10 protein-coding genes are annotated in these 12,857 nt (G+C 33.7%); 5 read left to right on the top strand and 5 right to left on the bottom strand.

The window, feature by feature from the left end:
- Positions 1-58 precede the first annotated feature (58 nt).
- Positions 59-2,026 (top strand): M1 family metallopeptidase, encoded by a 1,968-nt coding sequence (locus H6X70_RS10450; RefSeq protein WP_194767635.1) that lies wholly within the window; start codon positions 59-61, stop codon positions 2,024-2,026.
- Positions 2,027-2,300: 274 nt separating this feature from the next.
- Positions 2,301-3,212 carry a patatin family protein gene (locus H6X70_RS10445; RefSeq protein WP_194767634.1) on the top strand — a complete coding sequence of 304 codons (912 nt, stop codon included), beginning with the start codon at positions 2,301-2,303 and terminating at the stop codon, positions 3,210-3,212.
- Here H6X70_RS10445 and H6X70_RS10440 read toward each other — a convergent pair whose 3' ends face one another.
- The gene (locus H6X70_RS10440) at positions 3,213-3,734 is read right to left on the bottom strand and encodes a hypothetical protein (protein WP_194767633.1); all 522 of its coding nucleotides are present in this window, start codon (positions 3,732-3,734) and stop codon (positions 3,213-3,215) included. It abuts the gene before it with no gap.
- Positions 3,735-3,757: 23 nt separating this feature from the next.
- On the bottom strand, positions 3,758-5,317 hold the full coding sequence (locus H6X70_RS10435) for an FMN-binding glutamate synthase family protein (RefSeq protein WP_194767632.1): 1,560 nt from the start codon (positions 5,315-5,317) through the stop codon (positions 3,758-3,760).
- Between the two features lie 195 nt (positions 5,318-5,512).
- Between H6X70_RS10435 and H6X70_RS10430 the strand changes: the two genes are divergently transcribed.
- From H6X70_RS10430 to H6X70_RS10420, 3 genes are all read left to right on the top strand, one after another.
- Positions 5,513-7,060 (top strand): hypothetical protein, encoded by a 1,548-nt coding sequence (locus tag H6X70_RS10430; protein ID WP_194767631.1) that lies wholly within the window; start codon positions 5,513-5,515, stop codon positions 7,058-7,060.
- A gap of 79 nt (positions 7,061-7,139) precedes the next feature.
- Positions 7,140-9,479 (top strand): ATP-dependent helicase, encoded by a 2,340-nt coding sequence (locus H6X70_RS10425; RefSeq protein ID WP_194767630.1) that lies wholly within the window; start codon positions 7,140-7,142, stop codon positions 9,477-9,479.
- A gap of 80 nt (positions 9,480-9,559) precedes the next feature.
- Complete coding sequence (locus tag H6X70_RS10420; protein WP_194767629.1) at positions 9,560-10,180, top strand: L-threonylcarbamoyladenylate synthase; 621 nt, start codon at positions 9,560-9,562, stop codon at positions 10,178-10,180.
- Positions 10,181-10,396: 216 nt separating this feature from the next.
- Here the strand turns inward: H6X70_RS10420 and H6X70_RS10415 are convergent, their stop codons facing one another.
- The 3 genes from H6X70_RS10415 to H6X70_RS10405 all read right to left on the bottom strand — a co-directional run bounded on the left by H6X70_RS10415 (position 10,397) and on the right by H6X70_RS10405 (position 12,758).
- The gene (locus tag H6X70_RS10415; protein WP_194767628.1) at positions 10,397-11,233 is read right to left on the bottom strand and encodes a flagellar motor protein MotB; all 837 of its coding nucleotides are present in this window, start codon (positions 11,231-11,233) and stop codon (positions 10,397-10,399) included.
- Positions 11,234-11,325: 92 nt separating this feature from the next.
- Positions 11,326-12,315, bottom strand: a complete 990-nt coding sequence (locus tag H6X70_RS10410; protein WP_194767627.1) for a glycosyltransferase family 2 protein — start codon at positions 12,313-12,315, stop codon at positions 11,326-11,328.
- The gene (locus H6X70_RS10405; RefSeq protein WP_194767626.1) at positions 12,312-12,758 is read right to left on the bottom strand and encodes a type I restriction enzyme HsdR N-terminal domain-containing protein; all 447 of its coding nucleotides are present in this window, start codon (positions 12,756-12,758) and stop codon (positions 12,312-12,314) included. Before H6X70_RS10405 ends, H6X70_RS10410 begins: the two co-directional genes overlap by 4 nt.
- Between the last annotated feature and the right edge of the window lie 99 nt (positions 12,759-12,857).

Genomic DNA, 12,857 nt, shown 5'->3' with positions numbered 1-12,857 from the left:
ATTTTATTAAAACCTAGAATTTTATGTATTTTGGGTGAACTTTTGATGTCTCAAATTTATGTATAGAATACTGCTTTCTTTTTTTCTGTTTTTTTCATGTTTAACCCAGGCCCAGCAAACCGATTACGTCGATTTTAAAAAAGCAACAGCAAACATTAGTTTTGGCGATTTGTTAAGCAAAGAGGTAAAAGGCACTATTACTTATGAATTTGAGATTTTAAGAGATGTAGACTCCGTTTTTGTTGATGCAAAAAGGGTTAAAGATATTAGCTATGTTTTAGATGATGAGTTTAAAGGACAAAAATATAATGGCGAACAACTTATTGTAAAGCATAAATTTAAGGCAAATTCTAAGCATAAATTAGTGATTACATGGCGGTCAATGCCTGAAAAAGCCCTCTATTTTATAGATTGGGAATACATTGCAGGTAATAGGCAAATCTGGACACAAGGCCAAGGGAAATACACGAGTAGCTGGATGCCTAGTTTCGATGATATGAACGAAAAAGTCATTTTTAATTTAAACATTACTTTCGATAAATCATATGAAGTTATTGCTAATGGAAACCTGGTTGATAAATCTGTAAATGGCGATAATGTAACTTGGCATTACGCCATGAAAAAACCCATGTCTAGCTATTTGGTAGCCTTAGCAATTGGGAGGTACTCCAAAAAAACGGCTTATTCTCAAAATGGAGTTTTTCTAGACATGTATTATTATCCTGCCGATTCGGATAAATTTGAACCTACTTATCGGTATACCAAACAAATTTTCGACTTTTTAGAAAATGAAATTGGCGTGCGATATCCTTGGGAAAACTACAAGCAAATTCCTGTAAAAGATTTTTTATACGCCGGTATGGAAAACACCAGTGCTACGATTTTTTCGGATGCTTTTTTGATTGACAAAGTGGCTTTTGTTGATAAAAATTATGTAAATGTAAATGCGCACGAACTTGCACACCAATGGTTTGGCGATTTAGTAACCGAAACTTCTGGAACCCACCATTGGCTTCAAGAAGGATTTGCAACTTATTACGCCTTGTTAGCAGAACGCGACGTTTTTGGCGACGCGTATTACCAATACCGACTTTACGAATATGCTCAGGAATTATTAGATCAAGACAGGGCAGGAGCAAGCACAGCGCTTTTAAATCCGAAATCGAGCAGCACCACATTTTATAAAAAAGGAGCTTGGGCTCTAACCATACTTAGGGAGCAAGTGGGCGACGCTGCTTTTAAATTGGGCGTTAAAAACTATCTAAGAAAACATCAGTTTAAAAATGTTGAAACCGATGATTTTATTCGTGAAGTTGAAAAAACTAGTGGTAAAAATTTATCTGAGTTTGTTGAAACTTGGTTAAAATCAGATGTGTATCATTACCAGTTAATTGAAGCATATTTAATTCGGAATTTTAAAGATTACAAAGCATTTTTGAAATTAAATTGCGAGCAGTCAAAATCGAAATGTCAAGATTATTTAAAATCATCAAACAATCCGTTTATTAATGCTGAAGTTATTAGGTTGCTTCAAGGGAATATTACCAAGTCTGTTTTCAAATTAAAAACAATTAAAGAACGCCAAGCTATTGCACAATCGTTATACAATATTCCTTCGGAATTAAAATCAGATTACGAGTCGCTACTTCAAGATGAATCCTATGAAACTATTGAAGCTGCATTGTTTAGTTTGTGGCAAAATTTCCCGAATGATAATAAATTATATTTAAAACAAACCAAAGGCATTCAGGGGTTTAATGATAAAAATGTACGTATACTGTGGTTGACTTTAGCTTTAATTACTGAAGATTTCGAACCCGAAAATAATGCCCGTTATTTTGAAGAATTAACAGATTATACAAACCCTATATATGGTTTTGAAATTCGACAAAAAGCCTTTGCGTATTTAAATCAAATTCAGGCTTGTAACGAAAAATGTAAAACGAATTTAAAGCAAGCAGCAATGCATCATAATTGGCAGTTTTCAAAATTTGCAAAACAACTATTGAAGGTTGAACAGAATTAGAAAAGTCAGTGGTATTTCAACCTATAATGTGTATTGATTTATTGGGGTAATCTCAATGTCAGTTCGAGTGATTTTCAATAGAAAATTGTATCGAGAACGGTTTTGAAAGTTGGATTTTTTTATAGTTACCAATTTTATTTGAATTAGTCAGTGGTTCATGTTTCAACTGAATTTATCCATAAAATGCACAATCAAAACACCTTCAACACTAATAATTAAAAGTTAGTATGATTTTTAAGTTCAGAATTTTATATTTACAAATAAACAGATTAATTTGAAAGCACTAGTAATTTCGGGAGGAGGTAGTAAAGGCGCTTACGCAGGGGGCGTTGCCGAGTATTTAATTAAGGAAGAAAAACGGAATTACGACATGTTTCTAGGAACATCTACAGGGAGTTTGTTAATACCGCATTTAGCTGCTGGAAAAATAGACGAAATTCACGAAGTCTTTACCAATGTTAAACAAAGCAATATTTTTAGTGTAAACCCTTTTGTAGTGCGTAAAAAGGGAGACAGGGAATTCGTGTCAATAGATTTTATAAACTCACTCTGGCAATTCATTAAAATGAAGCGCACATTTGGTGAAAGTAAAGCCTTAAGAAAGTATTTAAAAAAGCATTTTACGGTTGAATATTACAATTACATTAGAGCAACTAAAGAAGATGTGGTTGTAACTGTTTCAAATTTGTCTAAAAACATTGTGGAATACAAATCGATAAAAGATTTTAGTTACGATGAGTTTTGCGACTGGATTTGGATTTCCTGTAACTATATTCCATTTATGTCTTTAGTGAAAAAAGATGGCTTTGAATATGGCGATGGTGCCTTTGGTTGCGTTGTTCCTATTCGTGAAGCCATTCTTCGTGGCGCGACAGAAGTAGATGCCATTATTTTAGAATCTGAAAACATGCAATACAACAAAGTTTTAGGAAAAAACCCGTATTCTTTAATGTTGAATCTTTTCGGGCATTTATTAGATCAGGTTGAACGAAGCGATATTATTATTGGCAAATTAGCAGCTAAAAACAGGGATGTAAAACTGAATTTATATTACACACCGTCTAGACTCACTGAAAATTCACTTATTTTCAATAAAAAATTAATGACCGATTGGTGGGATAAAGGTTATGAATATGCAAAGGCGAAATGCCACGAAGCACGTTCAAACGAATTTCGTATAGACTAATTACCAAATAGAAGAAACTTCATCTTTTATAAACGAAAGTGCTGCATCACTTGGTGATGGACGATCCATCATTTCGGTTAAAACCACTTCTCTAAGTTTGTTTGCAGAATCTGTTTTTTCAGACATTGCAGCTTTTCTAATCAGTTGAATGGTAGCGTTTTTTGAGGTAGTTACAATATTCCAACATTTGTCGCTTATATAAATTTGTTGCGATAAATTATGTTCAAATTCTTGTTCAATATTATTTATAAGTAAACGCTCGTAATCTTCTTTGTTAGAGGATATTGGTGCGGTTCTTATAAGTAGTTTTGAAGGTGAAATACGCTCTAAAAAAAGCGCCATACGTTCGTAGGCTTGAAGGCGTAAAGGCATCGCGTTAACTTGCAAATCTTTCTTTAATAAAAAGCGTCGTCTGCCATCTTCATTTTTGGTGTGCTCCTTAAAAAAATAATAGGCTATACAACCTGTAATTAAAGAAGGGATCGTAAATAAAAGCAGGTCAATAATTCGCGTAGAATCCATAAATAGTGTTGGTTTTAGTTCTTTTAATTTGGATAATTGCCCAAATATAAACAATCTTTTAAATCTTGCATGCCTTTAAATGGCACAGGGGTTTTGTGATACATATAAGTAGCATCCAACTCTTTTGAAAGGTAATGGTCGTCAACATTCATTTGAATATCGCTCATTTTAAACTGACAAGGATGTTCGTAACCTGCGGCGTGTGTAATTTCAATAAATTCTTTTCTGAAGGTTTTAAAATATTGCGCTAAACGTTCCGATTTTAATGTAGGGTCAATACCGTTTTGCAACCATTTACTTTGGGTGGCAATTCCAGTTGGGCAGCGGTTGGTATGACATATTTGCGACTGAATACAGCCAATACTCATCATGGCTTCTCTAGCCACATTTATACAATCGGCGCCCATAGCAAACGCCATGGCTGCTTTCGCAGGAAAACCTAAACGGCCACTACCTATAAATACGATTTGTTCCGATAAGCCTTTATCTTTAAACAAGCGGTATAAATCGCTAAAACCATAAACCCATGGTAGCGATACATGGTCTGCAAAACTTGGTGGTGCTGCTCCTGTACCGCCTTCACCGCCATCAACGGTAATAAAATCGGGGCCTTTGCCTGTGCTCGCCATGATATCGGCAAGTTCTTCCCATTGATCTAATTTACCAATAGCAGCTTTTATTCCAACTGGTAATCCTGTGGCATCGGCTATTTTTTCAATAAAATCTACCATTTCAGGAATGGTTGAAAAAGCCGTATGATTTGGTGGTGAAAGCACGTCTTTACCAATTTCAACGCCTCTAATTTCAGCAATTTCTTGGCTTATTTTTGCGCCTGGCAACACACCGCCTTTCCCTGGTTTTGCACCTTGAGAAAGCTTAACTTCAATAGCACGAATAAATGGATTTTTTTCAACCAAATTGACTAATTTCTCCATCGAAAAACCGCCAGTTGCACTTCGAACTCCAAAATATGCTGTTCCAAAATGAAAAATAACATCGCCACCATGACTGTGGTGTGGCGATAATCCGCCTTCTCCTGTATTGTGGTAAGCACCTGCAATTTTAACGCCTTTATTTAAGGATTCTACGGCTTTCGCTGATAGAGAACCAAAACTCATAGCCGAAACATTTATAACAGAAGCAGGTCTAAACGGTCTTTTTCTTTTATGAAATTCACCCATAACCTTAGCGCAAGGAAGAAAGGAATGGTCGATGGTATTCGGATGGTTTTCTGGAAGTTTATAAGGAATCATCGCATTATTAATAAATATATGCTGATGCTGATAAATATCGCGGTCTGTTCCAAAACCTTCGTAGTTGTTTTCTTTTTTTGCAGAAGCATAAATCCATCCGCGTTCAATTCTATTAAAAGGCAACTCTTCTCGGTTGTTTGCAACAAAATATTGACGCATTTCAGGGCCTATACTTTCCATTAAATATCTTAAATGTCCAATAATGGGAAAATTATGACTTATAGTATGTTTTTTTTGAAAAAACACATCACGAATGGCTACTATAGCTAAGATTATTAAAATCCAGCCCCACCACGTAATGTTGGAAATAAAATGTATTTGTGTATTCATATTTATGAGTTTAAAATCGCTAATAACAGGCTTGAAATTTTTGCGATAATTAATGTTTTTAGAAAAAAATTATGGTTTAAATTTATAAGATTCGGAAATAAAAAAAGTGTAACCTCTCCTTATTTATAAGTTTTACAAGTTAAAGATATTTAAATTTTTTGTTAAACATATAAGCCGAATATATATCTTTATATTATGAAAATTAATTTAAAACGAGTATTAATTGTAATACTTCTAATAGGTGTTGTGGTAATAGCAGCTATTCCTGTTTCCAATTACTTTATAAAGGAAAAAATAAAAACCACTTTAAATAACTTACCAGAACATATAAAACTAGAGGTAGATGATTTTTCAGTAAGTGTCCTATCTGGAACTTTAGTTTTTAATAACATTAATTTTTTAATAAATAGTAAAACTACCAATGAAAAGGATTTGGGTATTAACCTAAGTAATCTTCTAATTGAAAATGTAGGGTATAAGGAGTTCTTGCTTAACGATAAAATTGTTATAGATAGCATAATCTTAAACACACCTGAAATCACTTATTATAAACGAGAAAAAGCAGAAACTGATTCTGAAAAAAAGGGTGATTCACTTGCTAAAACTCCTGTAATACAAGTTGGCTTTTTGGCAATTAATAACGGAAATGTAAAAGTTGTAGATAAGGCTAATGATTCGTTACTGTTTAAGGCAGAACGTTTTTCGTTAAATTTAAATGAGGTTACAAACAAAGTTCATGATAATTACAAAACGCCTATTTCGTTTACTAGTTTTGATTTTATAGCAGAAGGCATCGAATGCCTAGTTGGTGAATATGAAAAACTTAATGTAGGAGATATTCGAGTTAATAACCAAACAGCTAAGATTAATTCACTAGAAGTAAAAACGAAATATTCGAAAAAAGAATTATCTAAAATCATAAGAAGGGAACGTGATTATTACGATTTGAATATTGATTCGCTTTCTTTTGATGATTTAGATGTAGGTTTTAAAAACGACACCTTATTTTATTTGAATTCTGAAAAATTAACGATTTATAATCCCGATTTTGAAGTGTATAGAGATAAGTTGGTGGTAGATAATCATAGTGAAAAACCAATGTATAGTAAGATGTTAAGGGATTTGAAATTCAATCTAAACGTCGATAATCTCGAAATTATTAATGGTGAAATAGTTTATGAAGAACGCGTTAATCACCATATTGTTCCTGGACGTATTTTCTTCAAAGAATTTAATGCTAATATGACTAAAATTAGTAATACTTATCCTGAAGGTGGGCAAACAACCATAACAACCCATTCTATGTTTATGGGTATTAGTCCGTTGAAGACCCATTGGGAATTTGATGTTAAAAACAAACATGATCGATTTCTTTTTAAAGCTGAATTAGGTAGGTTTCATGCATCAAAAATGAATGAGTTTATGGAGCCTAATTTAAACGTGAGGTTAGAAGGTACACTTAAGAAAACATATTTTACTATTGATGGAAATTCACACGCATCTTCTATAGATTTACTGGTTGATTACGATGGGCTTACCGTGGATATTTTAAATAAACACAGTAGGGGAATTAATAAAGCGTTGTCTGCTGTTGCCAATTTATTTGTATCTAAAACTACCGAAAAAGGTAATTCTGTTTTTGCAGAAGGCAAGAAGCATAGTATTCAGCGTGATCGCACAAAATCGGTATTCAATTATATTTGGATTAATGTAAAAGCAGGACTACTACACGCTAAAAAGTAATTTGTTCATAATTATTAGCTATTTCACCTCGTAAAAAGGCCAACAATGGTTATTTTCACGTCGTAAAATTGATGATGATTTGGAAAAATATTTAAGCCAGTTAAACGACGCTCAATTAGAGCCTACGATTCAAATAGACGGACCCATGATTGTTATTGCAGGCGCTGGTTCTGGAAAAACAAGAGTGCTTACTTACCGTATTGCTTACATGATGAGCAAAGGTATAGATCCGTTTAATATTTTGTCGCTTACCTTTACAAATAAAGCGGCAAAAGAAATGAAAGAGCGTATTGCAACTATTGTAGGCGCTAGTGAAGCAAAGAATTTATGGATGGGAACATTCCACTCCATATTTGCTAAAATATTACGTATTGAATCCGATAAATTAGGCTACCCAAGCAACTTCACCATTTACGATTCTCAAGATTCCGATAAATTAATTGGTGCTATTATTAGAGAAATGCAGCTTGATAAAGATATTTATAAAGCAAAACAAGTACGTTCTCGAATATCATCATATAAAAATAGTTTAATAACCGTACGTGCTTATTTTCAAAATCCAGAGCTTAAGGAAGCCGATGCTATGGCACGCCGACCTAGAATGGGCGATATCTATAAAGAGTATGTAGATAGATGTTTTAAAGCTGGTGCGATGGATTTTGATGATTTATTGTTAAAAACCAATGAATTGTTAACGCGATTTCCTGAGGTTTTAATGAAATATCAAAACCGATTTAAATACATTTTGGTTGATGAGTATCAAGATACCAACCACTCGCAGTATTTGATTGTTAGAGCTTTAGCCGATAAATTTCAAAATATATGTGTTGTAGGTGATGATGCGCAAAGTATTTATGCCTTCCGTGGGGCAAACATTAGTAATATTTTGAATTTCCAAAAGGATTATGATGATGTGAAAATGTTCCGATTGGAACAAAATTACCGATCAACAAAAAATATTGTAAACGCTGCAAATTCTATCATTGATAAAAACCAAACCAAGCTTGAAAAAATTGTTTGGACAGCCAATGATGAAGGCGGAAAAATAAAAGTACACCGTTCGTTAACCGATGGTGATGAAGGACGCTATGTAGCAAGCACCATTCTAGAAAATAAAACCAGCCAAGGCTTAAATAACAGCGATTTTGCCATTTTGTACCGTACAAATTCACAGTCTCGTGCCATGGAGGAAGCTTTGCGTAAACGTGATATACCTTACAGAATTTATGGTGGTTTGTCGTTTTATCAGCGCAAAGAAATTAAAGATGTGCTCTCGTATTTACGTTTAATTGTAAATCCTGCCGATGAGGAAGCATTAAAACGTATTATAAATTTTCCACCCCGAGGTATTGGTCAAACAACGGTAGATAGGTTAGTGGTCGCTGCAAATGGTTATAAGCGTACTATTTTTGAAGTGATGAAAAATATCGATAAAACCGATATTAAAATTAATTCAGGGACGCGAAATAAACTTAAGGATTTTGTGACTTTAATTGAAACTTATCAAGTTTTAAACCAAACGGCCGATGTTTTTGAATTAGCCGAACATGTTACAAGAACCAGTGGATTGATTAAAGAATTTGGTAAAGATACCTCGCCAGAAGGAGTTACAAGAGTTGAAAATATTGAAGAACTCATTAATGGTATGAAGGATTTTGTTGAAGGGCAAATAGAAATTGCTGATGCTACAGGTTCTTTATCGGAGTTTTTAGAAGATGTGGCACTTTCAAGCGATTTAGATAATGATAGTGAAGATGATGATCAAGTAGCATTAATGACGATTCACTTGGCTAAAGGTTTAGAGTTTCCTAATGTTTTTATTGTAGGACTTGAAGAAGATTTGTTTCCAAGTGCGATGAGTATGAATACACGAAGCGAACTCGAAGAAGAACGCCGTTTGTTTTATGTGGCTTTAACACGTGCTGAAAAACAAGCTTACTTAACTTATGCTTTATCTAGGTACCGTTGGGGGAAATTAGTAGATGCTGATCCTAGTCGTTTTATTGAAGAAATAGACGAGCAGTATTTGGAAATATTAACACCTACTGAAGAAAGACGCATCAACCCAATGCTTTCTGCTGATATTTTTGGGGATGTCCCTGCAAATAAAATTCGTTACAAACCAGCAAAACAACCTACTTTTAGTAAAAACAAAACCGCTAAAAAGGAGCCAGAAAAATACCTAGCACCAACACCTAAAAACTTAAAGCCTGTTGCTAAAACAGAAACAAGCGGTAGTGTAAATTTATTTGATGTTAAATTAGCCGTTGGTAATACGGTGAAACACATTAGATTTGGTACTGGTGAAGTTTTAAAGATTGAAGGCACAGGAGCCGATGTAAAAGCTGAAATTAAATTCCAACATGGTGGCGTTAAAAAGCTTTTATTACGATTTGCTAAATTAGAGGTTATCGGGTAAAATGACTGTTTTATAGTACGTTGACTTTTATAGTCCGATATTTAATATTTACTTTGTGAAAGAACCTATCATAAAATGTCATGGCTGATTTTATTAGAATATACGAGGAAAACCCTAATCCAAGGGAGATTGATAAGGCTGTTAAAGTATTAAAACAGGGCGGACTTATTATTTATCCAACCGATACGGTTTATGGTTTAGGTTGTGACATTACTAATTTAAAGGCCTTAGAGCGTGTAGCTCGTATTAAAGGTGTAAAGCTTGAAAAAGCTAATTTTTCGTTTGTTTGTCATGATTTAAGTGATTTAAGCGATTACGTTAAGCAAATTGACACAGCTACTTTTAAAATCTTAAAACGAGCACTTCCAGGGCCGTATACTTTTATTCTTCCAGGCGCCAAATCTTTACCCAATCCGTTTAAAAAAAGAAAAACTGTGGGGATTAGAGTTCCCGATAACAGTATTGCTTTGGAGATTGTAAAACGTTTAGGGAACCCCATTATCTCAACATCAATTCATGATGAGGATGAAGTTTTAGAGTACACCACAGACCCAGAACTTATTTTAGAAAAATGGGATAACTTGGTGGATTTGGTAATTGATGGAGGTTACGGCGATAATGAAGCTTCAACGGTTATCGATTTATCTGAAGACGAACCTGTGATTATTAGAGAGGGCAAAGGGAGTTTGGAGATATTTTAATTCCTAAGAAAACAGAAGCGCTTTACTAATTCTATACGCTATACTTTTTAATTTGAGACTTGGTTTGCTATGAGGCCCGCGTTAAGGATTGAACGGTATGTTTGAGCTCGCCGACCTTAGGAGGCAGCGAGTAGTGAAAGCCTGACCCTTTTGGGTAACGCCATAAAAAAAGCCCAACCTTTCAGTTGAGCTTTTAAAACATATTATTAAAAGGGTTTATTTTCCTTCTTGTAAGTTTTTCATTTCTTTTTCAATCATGTCGTAAAACTGATCGATTTTAGGTAATACAACAATACGTGTACGACGGTTTGTAGCTCTGTTTTCAGCAGTGTCATTGTCAACTAATGGTTTGAAAGAACTACGTCCTGCAGCGATTAATTGTGCTGGGTTAACATCTAGAGAAACTAAAACTCTAACTACAGATGTTGCACGTTTTACACTTAAATCCCAGTTGTCTAATAATGGTGGTTTGCTGTAAGGTACGCTATCTGTGTAACCTTCAACCATACATTCGAAATCTGGTTTGCTGTTTACTACTTTTGCAACTTTAGCAAGAACTTCTTTAGCTCTAGAGGTTACATTGTAGCTTCCGCTTTGGAATAATAATTTATCGGCGATTGAAATAAATACCACACCTTTTTCTACATTAACTTCGATATCTGGATCATTAATACCTACTTCACGTTTTAAACTTGTAACTAAAGCTAAAGTAACGCTGTCTTTTTGAGTTAAAGCATCTTGTAAACGGCTAATTTTAAGTTCTTTTTCTTTGATGCTTTCTAATGTTTTTTCAACATTACTTGCACCTTTAGAAGATAAAATAGTTAAGTTGTCGTTGCTTTTACGTAAATCGGCTACTTGCTCTTCTAAAGCAGATGCTCTAGCGGTTGCAGATGCTCTGTCTTCTAAACAAGAGTTAAGTTTAACGGTTGCAGAATTAAGCAAATCTTGTGTTTCTTTTTGTTTTGCTTGAAGATCTGTAAATTGTTTTTTTGATACACATGAGCTTAGTAGTAACATTGCTGATACACTAAGTAGTAAGATTTTTTTCATAATAACTTTAGGATTAACTTTCAATAATGATTAAACAAAAATATATAAAATTCGGCGGACAATAGCAATTTAACAAAACTTTCACTAAAGATTTATAAACCACTATACTTCTTTTTGTTAAGTAGGTAGTAGTTCAACACAATAGATTTTATCGTGTAGTGCTTTACGTTGCGTTTTGTTGATTTTCTTTTAGCTAGTAACCGTTTTAATTGTATGTAATAACTAAAATGTGCTTTAATTATTGCTAAGCAATGTTTTGGTTTCAGCTCAAAAAGAAATTTTAGACCTGCAATGCCGTCAAGGCATAGTCGAACAATTATTATGCCAAATAAAAAATCTTTAGAATTTTTTGTGAGCATAAATAAACTGTTTCTAAAATTTAAATACGTCTTTTTAGGATTTAGTGTTGTTAAAGTTGCGCCTCCTACATGATATACTTTTGAAAGTCCTACGTATTTAACAGTATGACCATGGTTTTTTGCCCGCCAACATAAGTCGATTTCTTCCATGTGAGCGAAAAAATATTCATCTAGACCTTCTAACTCCTTATAAACGGCACTTCTTATAAATAAACAAGCTCCGGAAGCCCAAAAAATGTTAATGGAATTGTTGTACTGATTTAAATCTTCTTCAATAGTGTTAAAAATACGTCCTCTACAATAAGGATAAGCATATTTGTCGATAAAACCACCGCCAGCACCAGCGTATTCAAAATACGTTTTCTTTTTAAAATCTAATATTTTAGGTTGAATAATGGCCGTTTCTTTTTCGCTTTTAAAGGTTTCAATAATAGGTGTTAGCCAATTTTTAGTGACTTCAATATCGCTGTTTAGTAAGCAAAAAGCATCGGCTTCAATGTGTTTTAAGGCATCATTATAACCTTTGGCATAACCGCCGTTTTCTGTATTTTGAATAATTTTTACTGAAGGAAATGTGCGTTTCACAAAAGCAACAGAATCATCGGTTGAAGCATTATCGGCAACGTAAACAGTTGCTTCTTCAGAATATTTTATAACGGAAGGTAAGAACTGCTCTAGCAAGTTCACGCCGTTCCAATTTAATATAACTACTGCTATTTTCATGATTTATAATCTGGAATATCCTTTAAGAAATTATAACGTTCGTTTTCAAAATCCATTTGGCAATAATAATGGTTTAGTCCATTTGTAACCATTAAAAAGGTGGCATTTAATTCTAAATTATAGCGTGCAATTTGATCGAAAGTACTTTGGTCGATATTAATTTTAGGGGCTTTACACTCCACAATTAAATGAATACTTCCATCTGGGTTAAAAATCACAATATCATAGCGCTTTTTTAATGCATTAATAGTGAGTTCTTTTTCAATATTAATCAACGATTTTGGGTAGCCTTTAACTTGAATTAAAAATTGTATACAATGCTGTCGCACCCATTCTTCGGGTTGTAAAATCACAAATTTTTTACGAATGGGATCAAAAATAGATACTTTATTTTCGCTATTTTTGAATCGAAACGAATATTCTGGAAAATTAAGCGCTTGCAATATGTTTTTGTTTAATTTTCAAAGTTAAGCCACATTATACAAATACCAAATATCCTGACTAAATTGTTGGGTTTTGATATTTTAATCTGAAATTTTTTT

Origin of the sequence: Tamlana sp. I1, from assembly GCF_015355625.1 — a bacterium.
In the GTDB taxonomy this organism is placed as follows: Bacteria; Bacteroidota; Bacteroidia; order Flavobacteriales; family Flavobacteriaceae; genus Pseudotamlana.
Note: the sequence above shows the minus strand (reverse complement) of the source record. Positions and strands in the feature narration are given on the sequence as shown.